This window comes from Couchioplanes azureus, from assembly GCF_014648355.1.
Taxonomy (GTDB): domain Bacteria; phylum Actinomycetota; class Actinomycetes; order Mycobacteriales; family Micromonosporaceae; genus Actinoplanes; species Actinoplanes azureus.
Genome location: NZ_BMQY01000001.1, coordinates 1217389 through 1234017 on the forward strand (window position 1 = coordinate 1217389; position 16629 = coordinate 1234017).

Consider the following 16629-nt stretch of genomic DNA (forward strand, 5'->3'; position numbering starts at 1 on the left):
TTCCGGATCGGGTCGATCGGTACGTCGTGGCCTTGCTCAAGCGCTTCCGGACCGTTCTGTCCCAGATGACCATCGCCCGGGCCCTGCGTACCGGCTTCACCGTCATCATGGTGGTGCTGGTCGTGTCGGCGGTCGTCTCGGCGATCTTCCTGCTCCAGGCGACCAACCGGGTCGGCGACCTGGCGAAGGCCGGCATGCCCGCGATGCGGATCACCGGCGAGATCGACGGCCTGATGAACAAGTACCGCAAGGAGCAGTGGGAGTACCTGGCCCTGCCCGCCGACGACGAGGAGACGCGCAAGGACACCGTCGACGGGATGGCCGAGGAGGACGCCGAGATCAAGGCCCTGATCGCGGAGTTCCGCACCCTGTCGACGAGCGGCGACACCCGCGCCGCCCTCGACTCGTTCGACACGCACTGGACGTCGTACGTCAACGCCACCTCGGGCGAGGTGACGCTCGTCGACGCCGGGAAGCTCGCCGAGGCCCGCCAGAGCTTCGACTCCGGGGCGGGCGACGAGCACTGGGACGGCCTCAAGGAGAGCCTGGCGGCGCTGCGCGACCAGCAGACCGCCGAGTCGGCCGCATCGAGCAAGGATGCCGACCGGCAGGCGGTGATCGCCTTCGCGGTCTCCGCGCTCCTGCTCGTCGCGGCCGTGGCCATGTCGCTGGCCGTGCGGCGCATGCTGACCCGGCGCATCTCCGACGGGCTCGAACAGGTCTCCGTCGCCGCCCGGGGCATCGCCCGGGGCGAGCTCGACCAGCGGATCCGGGTCGAGGCCGACGACGAGGTGGCCGAGGTCGCCGCCGCGTTCGACGACATGGTCGCGTACCTGACCGCCAAGGCGGAGGTCTCGCAGCGGATGGCGGCCGGGGACCTCGCGGTGTCGGCCCCGCCGGCGTCGGCCGGCGACCGGCTCGGCAACGCCTTCACCGCGATGATCGACAGCCTGAACAGCTCCGTACGGCAGGTGCACCGGGCGATCACCGACCTCGACCAGGCCTCGGCCGAGCTGGGTGGCACCTCCGACGACATCCGGGCGGCCGCCATGGACGTGGTGAACAACGCCGAGCGGCAGGTCGAGCTCCTCGGCGCGGCCCAGCGCGCGGCGCACCAGACGTCCGGCTACGTCGACGAGGGCGTGGACACGGTCACGAACCTCACCCGGGTCATGCGCGACCTGGACGACAAGGCCGCCCGCATCGGCGGCATCGTGGACGCCATCACCCGCATCGCCGGCCAGACCAACCTGCTGGCGCTGAACGCCTCGATCGAGGCGGCCCGGGCGGGCACGCACGGCGCGGGTTTCGCGGTCGTCGCGAACGAGGTGCGCAACCTGGCCGAGGAGAGCGGCGAGGCGGCCAAGACGATCGCGGCACTGGTCGGCGAGATCCAGCAGACCAGCGCGGAGGCGGTCACCGTGGTCGACGCCGAGGCGCGGGGCGCGTTCGAGCGCATCGCCGGCGGCACCGCGGAGCTGCACTCGGCGCTGGAGGCGGTCGGCTCGTTCGCGGGCGCGAACCGGGGCTCCACCGAGCGGATGGCGGCCGCGACCACGACCGCCGCGCAGTCGGTGCAGCAGCTGACGGCGACGGCGTCCGACCTGCGCGAGGTGGCGGGCCAGTTCACCGTACGCGAGGGCTGACGTCCCGCTAGCCTGGCAAAGAGGGCAATTCTCCGGGCTCGGCGGAGAGGCGTGCGATGACCAACTTCCGGCCCGCGCTGGTCCACGCGCAGTCGTGGTGGTTCTCCGCCCTGCTCGCCCGGCGCCATCCCGAGCTCATGCTGCGGGAGACGCATCCCCGCGACGGCGCGTACGACTGCCTGGAGCTGCACGACGTCGCCACACCCGGCGACCGGACGGCGTACGTCAGCCTCAACCGGGCGGGCAACCTGCAGTTCCCGCGCACCGGGGCGAACCCGTGGCCGCTGGACCGGCTGTTCACCGAGCAGCCGGAGGGACTGGTCGAGCAGGCGGAGACCGCCGCCGGGCTGCCCGCGCCGGACGGCACGCCGGAACCGACGCCCCGCACGCTGGTGTACCGGGCGATCGCGGCGCTGACCGGGATCACGGCCAACGACCGCAAGCCGTGGGAGGTACGCGACCCGTCGCTGATCTCGAGCAGCAGGGACGACCTCTACGCCCAGTTCCCGCTGGCCGCGGAACGGGCGCGCGAGCACCTGCTCTACGTCGTCCGGCGGGACGGCGAGACGATGGGCGCGGTGGACACCGACGGATACGCGTACGTCGGCCGGGGCTGCCACTACCTGCCCGAGGTCTACCAACTGCACGCCCGCCACGTGTACCGCACGGTCACGGCGGTGTTCGGCGGCCTGCTCCAGTAACCGCTCGCGGCCGACCCTGAGGCGTCTCAGGGTCGGCGGTATCCGGGGCGAGCGCGGGTCGAACCCCGATGTTCGCCGCCGCCGCACTGCCTAGGTTCAGGTTCGACCCAGGAATCGAGCGGGGGGAACCGACAATGAACAGGCGACCGGTCACAGTACGGCTGGCACGGTGGAGCGCCGAGCATCCCTGGCGCGCGGTGGCGCTGTGGGTGGTGTTCGTCGCGGTGTGCTTCTTCGGGGGCAACGCCGCCGGATTGCAGGAAGCCACGGCGAAGGACATGGCCGTGGGCGAGTCCGGGCGGGCCGGCGTCATCGTCGAGGAGGGCCGGTTCGCCGACGAGCCCGCCGTCGACAATGTCCTGATCACCGCCCGTTCCGGCGCGCTCGACCAGCGGGCCGCCGGCGACGCGGCCAAGGCCGCCGCGGAACGGTTGCGCACGGTGCCCGGGGTGGCGAGCGTGGGCGAGGCGATCCCCGCCCGTGACGGCTCCGCGCTGCTGGTGCCGATCACCATGGGCGGTGATCCCGAAACCGCGGCCGACCGGGTGGAGCCGCTGCGCGCGGCCACCGCGAAGGTCCAGGAGCAGTTCCCGGGCCTGCGGGTCGAGGAGGTCGGCGGGCCGTCGATCAGCAAGGCGCTCGACGACACGCTCGGCAAGGACTTCAAGCGGGCCGAGCTGCTCAGCCTGCCGGTGACCCTGGCCATCCTGATCATCGCGTTCGGCGCGCTCATCGCCGCCGGCATCCCGGTGCTGCTGGCCCTCTCCTCGGTGGCCGCCGCGATCGGCCTGTCGACGCTGGCATCGCACCTGGTGCCGGCCAACGACTCCACCTCCAGCGTCATCCTGCTGATCGGCATGGCGGTCGGCGTCGACTACTCGCTCTTCTACGTACGCCGGGAGCGGGAGGAACGCGCCAAGGGCCGGGGCCACGTGGACGCCGTGGAGATCGCCGCCGAGACCTCCGGGCATGCGGTCGTGGTCTCCGGTACGGCGGTCGTCATCGCCATGGCCGGGCTGTTCCTGGCCCAGGACGCGATCTTCTCCTCGCTGGCCGTGGGCTCCATCCTGGTCGTCGCCGTCGCGGTGATCGGCTCGCTGACCGTGCTCCCCGCCCTGCTGGCCAAGCTGGGCCGCTGGGTGGACCGGCCGCGGGTGCCGCTGCTGTGGCGCCTCGCCGCCCGGCGTACCTCGGCGGACGGCCAGGTGAAGCCCAGCCGGTTCTGGTCGCTCGTGCTGCGCCCCGCCCTGCGCTTCCCGCTGCCGACCCTGGTGGTCAGCGTCGGCGTGCTGCTCGCCCTGGCCGCGCCCGCGGTGGGGATGCAGCTCAAGTTCCCGGGCACCGAGGACCTCCCGCGGACGACGCCCGCCATGCAGGCCTACGACCGGCTGACGGCGGCGTACCCGAGCAACGGCACCAACCACATCGTGGCCGTGCAGGCGCCCGCCGAGCAGGCGGCCGCGGTGAAGGAGGCCCTGACCCGGCTGGCCACGAGCACCTCGGGCGACCGGCTGTTCGCCGCGCCGGAGCAGGACGGCCCGGACATCGAGGTCTCCCCGGACCGGCGCGTGACGGTGCTGTCGCTGGCCACGCCCTTCAGCTCGCGCAGCGACGAGGCGGTCGACTCGCTGCACCGGCTTCGCGACGACCTGGCTCCGGCCGCGCTGGGGACGCTCGGTGCGGACGCGGAGTACGCGGTCGGCGGCGCCGTCGCGGAGAGCGAGGACTACGCCGCCCACGTGTGGCGCAAGCTGCCCATCGTCGTGGGTTTCGTCCTGCTGCTCACCTTCCTCGTGATGGCGTGGACGTTCCGCTCGGTGGTGGTGGCCCTCACCTCGATCGTGCTGAACCTGCTCTCGGCCGGCGCGGCGTACGGCCTGCTGGTCCTGGTCTTCCAGAACACCTGGGCCGAGGGCGTCCTGGGCTTCACCTCGATGGGCGCCATCGTGACCTGGCTGCCGCTGTTCCTGTTCGTGGTGCTGTTCGGGCTGTCCATGGACTACCACGTCTTCGTGGTGAGCCGGATCCGCGAGGCGGTCCTGCGCGGCGTGCCGAACCGGGAGGCGGTCGCGGAGGGCATCACCGGCTCGGCGGGGGTGGTCACCAGCGCCGCCATCGTGATGGTCGCGGTCTTCTCGATCTTCGCCACGCTGTCCACGATCGACATGAAGCAGCTCGGCGTGGGTCTGGCCGCGGCGATCCTGCTGGACGCGACGCTCATCCGGGCGGTCGTGCTGCCGTCGCTGATGACGCTGCTCGGCCCGGCGAACTGGTGGGCGCCCCGCCTGCTGCGGGGACGCGGCCGGCATGTGGCGCAGGGAACGCCGGTGGCCCGCACGGACGACCCGGAGCCGGAGCTGATCGGCGCCAAGTGAAACGGTAGCGAAACGGCCGGGTCCCCGCGGGGCCCGGCCGTTTCACATAACGTCACCCTGTCGTGACGCAACAACAGCGGTTAGCGTCGACGGCATGGCACTGGACGATTCGTGGAAGCTGCTGCAGCAGGTCAACGAGATCGTTCGGTACGCCGACGCGAAGGCCGGGCTGGTGCTCACCCTCAACAGTGTCCTGATCGGCCTCGTCGCCGTCCGGGTCCAGAGCGACGGATTCTTCGCAGATCATCCGGTGCCCGCCGCCGCGCTGCTGCTGGCCGCCGCCTTCCTGGTGCTGAGCATCGCCTTCGACATCGCCGCGATCATGCCGAGGCTCTCCACCCCCGGCGAGTCGCCGTCGCTGCTGCACTTCCACCACATCGGCGGGCGGTACGGCGGCGAGCGGGCGGAATACGTCGAGGACTTCGAGAAGCTGGTCGGGGACCCGCCCCGGCTGCAGCGGGAGATCGGCGCCCAGGTGTGGGCCAACAGCATGGTCGCCCGCCGCAAGCACATCTGCGTCCGATGGAGCCTGAAACTGCTCGGCGGCGCCCTCGCCGCGACGGTCCTGGCCGCCGTCGTGGCCGCATTCGGCGGATGAGCGGCACTGCCCGCCAGAGATAGGGCTCTATCCTCGGTCTCTCCCCGGGCTGACCGCGGCCCCGCCGTAGTCGCCCGGGGTTCGGCTCCCGCGTGCGGGCCGGTCACCCCCGTCATCCATTGACCGCCCCACACGCCGGGCGCCCCTCCTCCTATGCCGACCAGGCTAAGATCGCTGCCGATTGTTCGGTCCGGCACGGCGGCCGAACAAACAAAACAGAACAACCCTGCCCGGGGTACGAGGCCGGCGAACCGGACATCGCCGGCGCGGGCCGGGTCTCGCCGGCAGTCCGGGCGACGGCGTCCCTGAGGCGGGGCGCGACCAGGGGAGAGACCGCAGTGCCACGGCCTGAGCGAGCGTTGGATCCCACCGGTGGCCCCATCGAACAATTCGCGGCGGGCCTGCGGGAGCTGCGGGAGAACGCCGGCCGGCCCAGCTACCGGGACCTGGCTCGGCGGGCACACTTCTCGGTCACCACGCTGTCCGTGGCGGCCGCCGGTCGCCAGCTACCCAGCCTCGCGGTGACACTGGCCTACGTCGAGGCGTGCGGCGGTGACCGGGCGGCGTGGGAGCAACGGTGGAAAGAGACCGCCGCCGCACTCGCCGACGACGCCGACGCCGACGCGACCGCTGCCGCCGAGCCGCCGTACCGGGGCCTCGCCTCCTACGAACCCGACGACGCCGAATGGTTCTTCGGCCGCGAGCGCCTGGTGCGCGAACTGCTCGACAGCCTGGCGTCGCGCCGGGTGGTGGCGGTCTTCGGCGCCTCGGGCAGCGGCAAGTCGTCGGTGCTGCGCGCCGGGGTGCTGTCCGAGGTGGCCCGGGGCGCCCTGGGCTCCGGCTGGCCGACGGCGCTCATGACACCGGGGGACGACCCGCTCGCCGAGCTGACCCGCACGTTGACCCGGACCCTGCCGAAGCTGGCGCCGGACCCGGCCACCTGGGACACGGCCATCGGTACGGCGCTGGCCGGCGAGCCGGACGGCGTCGAGCTGCTGCTGGTGGTGGACCAGTTCGAGGAAGTGTTCACCCTGTGCGCCGACGATGCCCGGCGCCGGGCGTTCTTCGCCGCGATGCTGGGCGCCGCGCACACGCCGGGCAGCCGCGTCCGGGTGATATTGGGGATACGGGCGGATTTCTACGCTCGGTGTGCCCAGTACCCGGAACTCGTCACCGCGTTCCGCGACGCGCAGGCGATGGTCGGGCCGATGAACGCGGCGGAGCTGCGGGATGCGCTGGTCCGCCCGGCCGAGCGGGCCGGCCTGCGGGTCGAGGGCACGCTGGTGTCCACCGTGGTGGCCCAGCTGGCGAACCGCCCGGGCGCCCTGCCGCTGGCCTCGCACGCCATGGTCCAGGCGTGGCAGCGGCGGCGCGGCACGACGATGACGCTGGCCGGATACGAGGCAGCCGGCGGGGTGGACGGTGCCATCGCGCAGAGCGCCGAGGCGGTCTACACCGCGCTCGGACCGCAACGGCAGCGCACCACCCGACGGGTCCTGCTGCGGCTGGTGGACAGCGGAGACGACGCCCCGGTCACCCGGCGCCGGGTGGCACGCGCGGAGTTCGGCGACGATCCGGACATCGCGACGGTGATCGACCGCCTGGCCACCGCGCGGCTGCTCACCGTCACCCGGGACACCGTCGAGATCACCCACGAGGCGCTGGTGCAGGCCTGGCCGCGGCTCCGCGGCTGGATCGACGACGATCACGAGGGCCTGCGGCTGCACCGGCTGCTGACCCACGCCGCCGCGGACTGGGAGTCGCTCGGCCGCGAGGACAGCGCCCTGTACCGGGGAACCCGCCTCGCCCGCGCCAGCGAATGGCGGGCCGAGAACCCCGACGCGGTCACGGCCCGTGAGGCGGACTTCCTGGACCGCAGCCTCGCGGTGCAGAGCCGGGCCCAGGCGACGAGCCGCCGCCGGCGGCGCGCGTTGCTGGCCGGCCTCGTCTCGGTTGTCGTCCTGGTCAGCGCCCTGGCGGTCGCCGCCTGGGCCCAGGCGGCGCGGGCCCAGCGCCAACACGATCTGGCCCTGTCCCGTCAGCTCGCCGCGCAGAGCCAGAGCCTCAACGCCACCCGGCCCGCCACCGCCCGGCGGCTCGCCACCGCGGCCTGGCTGACGGAGCCCACCGAGGAGGCACGCGACGCCCTGACGTTCATGCTGGCGCAGCAGCGCGAGGCCCTCGTCGGCCACACCGACGACGTGGGGGCCGTGGCGTTCAGCCCCGACGGCACCTTGCTCGCCACCGGCGGCCACGACCGGACGGTCCGGCTGTGGGATCCCGCCACCGACCAGCCGGTCGGAGACCCGTTCACCGGCCACACCGCGGCCGTGACGGGCGTGGCGTTCAGCCCGGACGGCTCGTCGCTCGCCACGGCGAGCTCCGACGCCACGGTCCGGCTGTGGAATCCGCGTACCGGCGAACAGACCGGAAATCCCCTCACCGGCCACACCGAAGCGGTGACGGGCCTGGCCTTCAGCCCGGACGGCACACTGCTGGCCACGTCGAGTGACGACGACACGGGCCGGCTGTGGAACGCCCGTACCGGCAAACCCGTCGGGAAACCGCTCACCGGTCACATCGACGACGTGTGGGGCGTGGCGTTCAGCCCCGACGGCTCACTGCTCGCCACCACCAGCTCCGACGCCACCGTCCGGCTGTGGAATCCCCGTACCGGCGAAGCCGTGGGGAAACCGCTCACCGGCCACACCGACGACGTGCTGGGTGTGGCGTTCAGCCCGGACGGCAAGCTGCTCGCCACGGTCAGCTCGCACTCCGTGGTCCGGTTGTGGGACCCCCGCACCGGCGAACCCGTGGGAGACCCGCTCACCGGCCACACCGGGCCGGTCACCAGCGCGGCCTTCAGCCCCGACGGCACGCTGCTCGCCACCGGCAGCTCCGACGCCACGGCCCGGCTCTGGAACCCCCGCACCGGCGAACTCGTCGGAAAGCCACTCACCGGCCACACCGAGGACGTGGCACACGTGGCGTTCAGCCCGGACGGCAAGCTGCTCGCCACCGCGAGCGAAGACGACACGGCCCGGCTGTGGGATCCCCGCACCGGCCGATCCGTCGGCGGCCCGATCACCGGCCACGCCGGCCCCGTGACGGACGTGGCGTTCCGCCCCGACGGCGGGCTGTTCGCCACCACCAGCACGGACGACACGGCCCGGCTCTGGAACGCCCGCACCCGCGAACCCGCCGGCCGCCCGTTCGCCGGCCACACCGACGCCGTCCTGGGCGTGGCGTTCAGCCCCGACGGCACGCTGCTCGCCACCGCCGCCGTCGACGACACGGCCCGGCTGTGGAACGCCCGTACCGGCGAACCCGTCGGCGACCCGCTCGACCTGCACGCCGCCGACGTGCTGAGCGTGGCGTTCAGCCCCGACGGCACGCTGCTCGCCACCACCAGCGCCGACGGCACGGCCCGACTCTGGAACGCCGCCACCGGCAGACCCGCCGGCGGCCCCCTCACCGGCCACACCGACGAGGTGTACGGCGTGGCGTTCAGCCCGGACGGCAGACTGCTCGCCACCACCAGCGCCGACCGCACCATCCGGCTGTGGAACCCCACCACCGGTCAACCGGTCGGAAGCCCCCTCACCGGCCACAACGCCCTGGTGATGGACGTGGCGTTCAGCCCCGACGGCAAGCTCTTCGCCACCACCGGTTACGACCGGACCGTCCGGCTGTGGAACCCCGCCACCGGCGAACCGGTCGGAGAGCCCCTGACCGGCCACACCGAGGACGTGTGGAGCGTCGCGTTCAGCCCGGACGGCAGACTGCTCGCCACCACCAGTGCCGACCGCACCATCCGGCTGTGGAACCCCACCACCGGCGAACCGGTCGGAGGCCCCCTCATCGGTCACACCGAAGTGGTGACGGACGTCGCGTTCAGCCCGGACGGCACCCGGCTCGTCAGCAGCAGCACCGACGGAACGATCCGGCTGTGGGACGTGGCGACGTACGAGAACCCGCTGCGGGCGCTCTGCACCCGCTTCGGCCTGCCGACGAACGAGGAATGGTCCACGTACGCACCCCAGGAGCGGCGCCCGCGCTCCTGCTGACAACCGGCCCGAAAGACCACCGAAAGTCCGCCGCCGATCATCTCCGTACATCCACCAAGGAGGAAGATCATGCAACGACGGACCACCGCCCTGACCCGCGCCCTGCTCGTCCCGGCCGCCATCGTCCTCGGCGCCCTGGCCGTGACCGCGACAACCCACACCGGCCAGGAATCCACGGCAGCAGACCGCACCACCGTGGCACTGATGCCGATGATCGGATCCGGAACCCACCCGGTCGCGGAGACGGTCGAGGCCTGAACTCCGGGGCGAGAACGGCCTCTCACCACAGGTGGGAGGCCGTTCCGATCCGTAGTCGGCGTCAGCACTGCCGTCTTGGTGCCCACCGACCACCTCTCCGTCAAAGTGCCGGGCGATCCGGTGTCCTCCGGTCCGCCGACGGGACGCACCGCTGGTCGACACCGGCCCGATCCGGTTACGGTCGCCGTGCGGTTGTCGGTCTTGTGACGGGGGGTCGATGCGTGTTGGGCCGAGATATGAAGGCGGCGCAGGAGTCGGTGCGCTCGTGGACGGGGCAGGTGCCGGTGCGGGCCCAGACGACCGCCAAGCTCTCCGATCGGGCCGCCGGGATCACTCCGTCGGTAACCGGCGCCGGCGGGGCGATGCGGGTGACGGTCACCGCTTCCGGGGGCTGCCGTGGCTGGTGACGAGACCCGGATGCCGGTCGCCGCGGTGCGGCGGCACGCCGGCGCGGTCGACGAGGCGGCGGACGGGATGGAAACCGGCCGCGGCGCGGCGGCGTACGTGCAGCTGGGCGCGGAAGCGTACGGGCAGATCTGCGCCTTCCTGCCCGGGTTGATCGATCCGGTGGCGGACCGGGCGGTGACGGCGCTGGGCGAGTCGGCGTCGGCGCTGCGGGAGGCCGCGGCAGGCCTGCGCTCGGTGGCGGCCGCCGCGGAGTCCACCGATGCGGCAAACGCGCGGCGGGTCGCCGACGCCGGGGGCCGGCTGGAGCTACCGCTGTGACCGACACGGCGGCGCCCAACCCGCTGATCGCCGCGAGGCAGGACTCCACGCAGTGGTACTCCGGCCTGGGACTGGTGGAGAGCGTCGCCGACACGGTGAACGGGATCGAGTCGGGCAGCTGGATCGATTCCACGATCGGCGGAGTGGCCACCGGCCTGGACGCGCTGGCCACCGTGCTCGACCCGCTCGGTTCGCTGGTGAGCTGGGGCGTGGGCTGGCTGCTGGAACACGTCAAGCCGCTGTCCGACGCCCTCGACTGGCTGGCCGGCGACCCGGACCAGATCACCGCGTACGCCCAGACCTGGCGCAACGTCGCCGCCAACACCACCGAGGTCGCGGCGACCCTGCAGACGGCAGTGACCGCACAGCTCGGCGAATGGGCAGGCGCTTCGGCGCGGGCCTACCGCGCCCACATCACTGAGCAGCTGACCGCGATGGACGGCATCGCCCGCGCCACCGCAGGCATCGCCGCGCTGGTCGAGGGCGCCGGGCTGCTCGTCGCCCTGGTCCGGGAACTGGTCCGGGACCTGATCGCCGACTTCGTCTCCGTGCTGGCGGTCCGGCTGCCGATGTGGCTGGCCGAGGAGGGCGCCACCCTCGGGCTGGCGACCCCGCTGGTGGTCTCCCAGGTCGGCAGCCTGGTCGCCAAGTGGGCGGCACGGATCGGCAAACTGATCAGCGCGCTGATCAGTAGCTTGCGCCGGCTCACCCCGCTACTCAAACGCCTCGGCGACCTGATCGACGAACTCAGCGACCTGCTACGCCGACTGGCACGTACCGGCGAAGCTCGTACCCCGACGGCGGGAACCGCGGGCAGGCCGGGTGCCGGGTCAGAGCCGGCCGGTGGGGACATGCCCACGCGCCCGACACCACAAGGCGGAACTCCAGCGCCATCGGCGGGGCTCCCATCCGACGGACCGGCTCTCGCCGGGGCTGCCGACCAGCCCCGGCTCGCAGAGCCCGACGCGCCGGCACAACGCAGCCCGACCGGCGCCGAACAGCCGGGCGGAGCGATCCCGGTAGGCGGCCCGTCCGGCCCGGACGCGGCCGGGAACACGCGGCGGTTCCCGAGCGGAGCAGGCTGGGTCGAGGACGCCGACAGCCCCCGCGCCGCGGAGGTGTATCGACGGGCCCGGGACAGCACTGATGCCGCACCGCGCATCGCCGGCAACACAGGAATCCGCAGCGACGTCATCGGCCGTGTGCAACAGCACCTCTTCCGTACCGAGCATGACGTCCAACTCGGCCCCAACCAAACCGCCCGGGGTTATTTCACCCCGCTCGACGAGATCGCCGACCTGTGGACCGCGGCGGAGAACGGCACCCTGGACGCCGACGGACTGCACAGGTTCCGCCGACTCGTGGCACACGAGTACGTCGAGAGCAGACTGATGGAGGCCGGATTGCCGTACCGCTCAGCGAATCCGGACGCCTACGCCGACGATTACTACTGGCCCTCACCCGAACATCATGGAGCACACGACCTCGCCCCCATCGCCGGCGCTGCCGGCGGTCCATTCGACCACTGGCCACGCCGGCTCGGGCGAGACGTCCCAGACGTGGAGATCGCCGACGACTTGTCGAACCTGGACGATATTGTCGAGCTGGCACTGCGAGACTGGAACAGATGACACCTGACGAATCTGCGCGGCGGATGGCGGACCGCTTGGCGGCCGTCGACTGGACGCTACGGTACGACCGCACGTACTCCCGGCTGCTGTTGATGAGCGAATACCTACGCCGCGCGGCATGGTGGGCGCAGCACCTGCAATGTGAAGACGACTGGCCGTTCTTCGACATCGCGGCCCGGGTCTGCCCCGGGATCCGCGCGAACGAGACGGTCGTCGCGGCACTTGGCGAGCAACTCCAGCAGGCAAGGCTGCCGAACCTCGTGCGGGACACCTGCGCCTGGGCAGTGCACTGGGCGTACGCCCGGGTGACCGCCGATGGACCGTCCGCGCTCGACGACCCGTTCGAGCCGTTGGTCATGCTCTACGAACGCGGCGGCCCGTTCACTCTGAGCACCGGGTTCGTCGACATCGACGGTGCCGGGGTCCCCCGCAAGACGTGGCGCGACCACCTGAAGGCGGAACCCGTCGTGGCTCTGGACCATGCGCGTTTGGACCAGAAGGACGCTGCCAGAAGGGCCTGACAGTTACCAGTAATGTCACGAGCGTGACCACCGCCCTGCCGGACCTCCTGATCCCAGTGCTGCAGGATGTGAGCGCCACCTATCCGCTCCGGGTGACGTGCGAGGCCGTGAAGTCCAGGCGCAAGCGTGAGTCGATCGTCCGGATCGTGGCCGCGGATGCCGTCACTGTGGAGATCAGCGTTCCCAACGGGGAGAACTCCGCCCGCGCTCTTGCAGACGTGGCAGATCGGATAGCAGACGAGCTGGTCGAAGCTCTACCTGCCGCCGGATACCCGGCGGTATGGCCCGAATGCCCTCTCCACCCAGGCAGCCATCCGCTGGAGGCCCGAACTGCGGGGCACGAAGCCATGTGGACCTGCCCATCAGCCGACGCCGGCATCGCCGCCATCGGCTCGTTGACGTGAGCGTCGCGCACGTCGCCTGACCGTCATGCGCGCGGAGAACGCGCCGGCATGGCGCCGGAGCGAGTAACGCGCCACCCGTCGTCGGCCGGCGTCCCACCCACCGTCCCATCCGGAGCATGTCGCTGCTGCTCGGCGCCGGTCCGCCGTCCCCCCGTCCCGATGATCCGGTCTGGCCTTGTCCCGCCCTCGCCGCGGGCGGAACCTGCGTTTCGGCCGCCGCCCGGCGAGCCGGAAGCGAGGAGTGGGGCATGAAGAGAACAGGGACGGCGCGGCGGTTCAGGGCTCTGGCCGGCGCGGTGGCAGGCACGTTGCTCGGCGCGGCGCTGGCGGCCATGCCGGGCACCGCGGCACAGGCGGCGAGCTGCTACGGCGGCGCCGTCGGCTGGAACTCGTCGGCCTCGCACGACAACGTCATGCTGCCCAACGCGATCGGCGGGCCGACCCGGTGGACGACGACGTCGCGCTGCGGTGACATCAACTTCTGGGTCGACGAAGGCACCGGCACGTTCCACGCGGACGTGCGGGTCTGCTTCGACCGGACCGGGTGCCAGGGAAGCTGGAAGCAGTTCGGCCCGGGCGACGCCGAGAAGTGGAAGGTCATCGCCACCGATGTCCGCGACGGCACCAAGTTCCGGATCGAGATCAACTACCGGTTCGTGCCGCAGGGCGGGCGGCGCTACGGCGGCAAGGTCGCTTTCTGACGGCCGGGGGTGCGGTGCCCCGGAGGACCGGGGCACCGCACCGGCGGGCGAGTAGCGGTCTCTAGTAGCGGACCATGATGTCGACGCGCCGGTTGCGGGCCCTTTCCGCGGCGGTGCTGTTGCTGGAGGTGGCACCGCCTCGGGTGATGGACGACGTTGTGACATCGAGGCGGGCGGCCAGGAGCCGGCAGACCGCAGCGGCGCGGCGCTTGCCGAGTACGCCGGTGTTTCCGCGGTTGTCGGTACGGCCGATGCAGGTCACCGCGCGTGCTCCGGCGAGTCTGGTGCCCAACGCGGCCAGGTAGCGTTGCTGGGCCGTACTGATGCGACTGGAGTCGGTGGCGAAGAACACCGCTCGCGGCACGGTGAACTGGTTCAGGATCAGGCGGGTCCTGCTGCTGGCCCGCAGGGTACGGCCGGAGGCGGGAACGGTCGTGGCGGCGACGGCGACCGGGTATCCGCCCGGTGTGGCGGCCATGGCGCGTCCTAGCGGGTTGAGAGTGACCATGACCGCGGCGCGGCGGCTGGCCGCTGCCATGGTGGCCCGGCCGGTGCCGAGAACGACGCGTTCGCCCGAGACGGTGCTCCACAGGACGACGGTGTTGTGCACCTTGACGGCTGCGGTGAAGGTGACGATGACGGGAAGGGTGGCCCGCGTGGGCGCGCCTCGGGTCACCGAGCGTCTCCCGACGGCGACTTTCGTGACCACCCGCGTCGTCGTCGTCGGAGGTGTCGTCGTCGGTGTCGTCGTCGGCGGCGCCGTCGGCGTCGTGGTCGGGGGTGTCGTCGCCGGTGGTGGCGCCACCGGTACGGTGCGTGCGACCGTCACGTCGAGCCTCATCGCCCGCACGTTGCCCTGCGGGTCGGCGCCCACCGTGGCGATGCTGTGGTTTCCGACGGGCAGCGTCGGGGGCACGACGACGTCGACGGAGAACTCGCCGTTGTCGTCGGTGACGACCGTGCCGAGCGAGATCGGCGCGGAGTACATGACGAGCTCCACCGTCGAGTTGGGCGCGTAGCCGCTGCCCTTGATGGTGATCGTCGCTCCGGGCGCGGTCTTGTTGTCCTGCTGCTCGGGTGTCTCCAGCACGGGGCTGTCGACCGGCGGCGGGGACTGTGGGATGACCGGCGAGGCCGCCGTCACGCTCTCCGACGGCTCCGACGCGTCCGAGTCGCCGCTGGCCGAGTGGGCCACCACCGTGATCGTGTACGGCTTGTCCGCCTGCACGCCCATGATGCAGCTCGTCGGGTTGGTCGGTGTGCTGTCGCAGGTTGCCGGGCCGGGCGAGGCGATCGCGGTGTACCCGGTGACCGGCGCGCCGCCGGGCGCCGAGGCGTTCCACGACACGCTGATCGTCGCGGTCTGCGCCGTCGCCACCACTCCGGTCGGCGCGGCCGGCGGTGCGAGCGGGGTCATGGCCACCGCATCGGAGGCCGTGCCGGGACCGATGTCGTTGGCCGCCCGCAGCCGCAGCTGGTACGTGACGCCGTTGGTCAGCCGGTCGACGCCGCCGCCGCTGGACACGTGCGTGATCGTGGCGCGGTGGGTCATCTCGTCGAGCGGGGTGACGCCGCTCAGCGTCCGCCAGGTGGTGCCGCCGTCGGTGGAGTATTCGACGCTGGTCAGCTCGCGGCCGCCGGAGTCCACGGTGAACGTGACCGTCACCTGCTGGTTGCCCGCCACCGGGGTGACGCCGGTCGGCTGGCTCGGCTCGCTCGGCGGCAGGCTGATCTCGGTCGGCTCACTGGGCACGCCGGCTCCCTGCGCGTTGACCGCGCGCACCCGGATCCAGTAGCGGTTGTCGCGCCCGAGCGGCAGGCCACTGTCACTCTCCACGGTGATCTCGAGGTGCCGCGTGGTGGTGCCGGTCGTGCCGATGTCACGCCAGCTGTTTCCGCTGTCGGTCGAGTACTGGTACTTGCTGATCGCGCTGTCACCCGGGCTGGGTGCGGTGAAGTCGACGCCGATCCGGTCGTCGAGCGGCGACAGGAGGAGGTCGGTCGGGCGGCCGGGCGAGCCGGGCAGGGGCAGCGCCACGGTGATCGGCTCGCTGGCCGGTCCGGTGCCGAGCTCGTTGGTCGCCTTGATCCGTACCTGGTAGCTCTGTCCGTTCTGCAGCGGGGTGGTGCCGTCGCCGGTGGAGGCGTAGTGGATCGTCGCGCTGGTGGTCCAGTCGTCGTTGAAGGTCAACGGTCCCAGCGGCTTCCAGTCGGTCCCGTCGTTGGTGGAATAGGAGTACGCCGTGATCTGGCTGCCGTTGTCCGATGATCTCCAGGTCAGCGTCACCTGGCCGTCGCCGGGGTCGTCGTACACGTCGAACGGGGCGCCGGGTGCGGTCGGCGGGAGGTTGACCTCCTCCGTTGCGCTGGGCAGGCCGGCGCCTTGGGCGTTCACGGCGCGGATCCGGACCCGGTACATCTGGCCGGGGTAGAGCGGGAACTCGGTGCCGCTCTCCGCGGTGATCTCGATGTGCAGCGTGCCGGCGCCGGTCGTCGTGGTGTCCGACCAGCTGTTGCCGCCGTTGGTGGAGTACTGGTACTTGATGATCGGGCTGTCACCCTGGGCGGGTGCGGTGAAGTCCACGCTGATCTTGCCGTTGGCGAAGCTGCCGTGGACGTCGCCGGGTCGGGCAGGTGAGCCGGGGTTGGGCAGCTCGACGGAGATGGTCTCGCTGTCCTCGCCGGGGCCCAGCTCGTTGATCGCGCGGATGCGGATCTGGTAGGTCACCCCGCTGGCCAGCGGCGTGGTGCCCGCGCCGGTGGACTCGTCGGTGATGGTGACGCTGCTGTGCCAGTCGCCGGTGACCCCGTGGAGCGGCTGCCAGTGCGCGCCGTTGTCGGTGGTGTACTCCCAGCCGGTGATCGGGCTGCCATTGTCCGACGGTGCGTCGAAGGAGAGGGTGACCGACCCCATGCCGGGCTCGGCCCGCATGTCCCACGGCTGGCCGGGCGCGGCCGGTGGGCGGCTGAGCTCCACGGCGTCGCTGGGCATGCCGGGACC

Annotated in this window: 13 protein-coding genes; 12 read left to right on the forward strand and 1 reads right to left on the reverse strand. The window is 72.1% G+C overall.

The window, feature by feature from the left end:
- Positions 1–65 precede the first annotated feature (65 nt).
- The 12 genes from IEY99_RS05625 to IEY99_RS05680 all read left to right on the forward strand — a co-directional run bounded on the left by IEY99_RS05625 (position 66) and on the right by IEY99_RS05680 (position 13628).
- Positions 66–1646 (forward strand): methyl-accepting chemotaxis protein, encoded by a 1581-nt coding sequence (locus IEY99_RS05625; RefSeq protein ID WP_194505956.1) that lies wholly within the window; start codon positions 66–68, stop codon positions 1644–1646.
- Between the two features lie 56 nt (positions 1647–1702).
- The gene (locus IEY99_RS05630; protein ID WP_189199880.1) at positions 1703–2347 is read left to right on the forward strand and encodes a TY-Chap2 family putative peptide chaperone; all 645 of its coding nucleotides are present in this window, start codon (positions 1703–1705) and stop codon (positions 2345–2347) included.
- Positions 2348–2481: 134 nt separating this feature from the next.
- Positions 2482–4722 (forward strand): MMPL family transporter, encoded by a 2241-nt coding sequence (locus IEY99_RS05635; protein WP_189199882.1) that lies wholly within the window; start codon positions 2482–2484, stop codon positions 4720–4722.
- Positions 4723–4816: 94 nt separating this feature from the next.
- Complete coding sequence (locus IEY99_RS05640) at positions 4817–5320, forward strand: Pycsar system effector family protein (protein WP_189199884.1); 504 nt, start codon at positions 4817–4819, stop codon at positions 5318–5320.
- A gap of 359 nt (positions 5321–5679) precedes the next feature.
- Positions 5680–9387 carry an nSTAND1 domain-containing NTPase gene (locus IEY99_RS05645; RefSeq protein ID WP_189199885.1) on the forward strand — a complete coding sequence of 1236 codons (3708 nt, stop codon included), beginning with the start codon at positions 5680–5682 and terminating at the stop codon, positions 9385–9387.
- A 69-nt stretch (positions 9388–9456) separates the two neighbouring features.
- Positions 9457–9645 carry a hypothetical protein gene (locus tag IEY99_RS05650; protein ID WP_189199887.1) on the forward strand — a complete coding sequence of 63 codons (189 nt, stop codon included), beginning with the start codon at positions 9457–9459 and terminating at the stop codon, positions 9643–9645.
- A gap of 221 nt (positions 9646–9866) precedes the next feature.
- Complete coding sequence (locus IEY99_RS05655) at positions 9867–10052, forward strand: hypothetical protein (protein ID WP_189199889.1); 186 nt, start codon at positions 9867–9869, stop codon at positions 10050–10052.
- Positions 10042–10371, forward strand: coding sequence for a hypothetical protein (locus IEY99_RS05660; protein WP_189199891.1), 330 nt, complete (start codon positions 10042–10044; stop codon positions 10369–10371). The genes IEY99_RS05655 and IEY99_RS05660 overlap by 11 nt, the downstream gene beginning before the upstream one ends.
- A complete protein-coding gene (locus IEY99_RS05665; protein ID WP_189199893.1) occupies positions 10368–12002 on the forward strand; it encodes a WXG100 family type VII secretion target in 1635 nt (544 codons plus the stop codon). The genes IEY99_RS05660 and IEY99_RS05665 overlap by 4 nt, the downstream gene beginning before the upstream one ends.
- The gene (locus IEY99_RS05670) at positions 11999–12523 is read left to right on the forward strand and encodes a hypothetical protein (protein WP_189199895.1); all 525 of its coding nucleotides are present in this window, start codon (positions 11999–12001) and stop codon (positions 12521–12523) included. Before IEY99_RS05665 ends, IEY99_RS05670 begins: the two co-directional genes overlap by 4 nt.
- Positions 12524–12546: 23 nt before the next feature.
- Positions 12547–12927, forward strand: a complete 381-nt coding sequence (locus tag IEY99_RS05675; protein ID WP_189199897.1) for a hypothetical protein — start codon at positions 12547–12549, stop codon at positions 12925–12927.
- Positions 12928–13175: 248 nt separating this feature from the next.
- A complete protein-coding gene (locus IEY99_RS05680) occupies positions 13176–13628 on the forward strand; it encodes a hypothetical protein (protein ID WP_189199899.1) in 453 nt (150 codons plus the stop codon).
- A gap of 61 nt (positions 13629–13689) precedes the next feature.
- Here the strand turns inward: IEY99_RS05680 and IEY99_RS35215 are convergent, their stop codons facing one another.
- On the reverse strand, positions 13690–16620 hold the full coding sequence (locus IEY99_RS35215; RefSeq protein ID WP_373293303.1) for a fibronectin type III domain-containing protein: 2931 nt from the start codon (positions 16618–16620) through the stop codon (positions 13690–13692).
- Positions 16621–16629: the final 9 nt, after the last annotated feature.

Bases quoted from the DNA above. Each gene is read 5' to 3' on its own strand.
- IEY99_RS05680 (WP_189199899.1), top strand. From the start codon at position 13,176: ATGAAGAGAACAGGGACGGCGCGGCGGTTCAGGGCTCTGGCCGGCGCG.
- IEY99_RS05640 (WP_189199884.1), top strand. From the start codon at position 4,817: ATGGCACTGGACGATTCGTGGAAGCTGCTGCAGCAGGTCAACGAGATC.
- IEY99_RS05625 (WP_194505956.1), top strand. From the start codon at position 66: ATGACCATCGCCCGGGCCCTGCGTACCGGCTTCACCGTCATCATGGTG.
- IEY99_RS05635 (WP_189199882.1), top strand. From the start codon at position 2,482: ATGAACAGGCGACCGGTCACAGTACGGCTGGCACGGTGGAGCGCCGAG.
- IEY99_RS05670 (WP_189199895.1), top strand. From the start codon at position 11,999: ATGACACCTGACGAATCTGCGCGGCGGATGGCGGACCGCTTGGCGGCC.
- IEY99_RS05630 (WP_189199880.1), top strand. From the start codon at position 1,703: ATGACCAACTTCCGGCCCGCGCTGGTCCACGCGCAGTCGTGGTGGTTC.
- IEY99_RS35215 (WP_373293303.1), bottom strand. From the start codon at position 16,620: ATGCCCAGCGACGCCGTGGAGCTCAGCCGCCCACCGGCCGCGCCCGGC.
- IEY99_RS05650 (WP_189199887.1), top strand. From the start codon at position 9,457: ATGCAACGACGGACCACCGCCCTGACCCGCGCCCTGCTCGTCCCGGCC.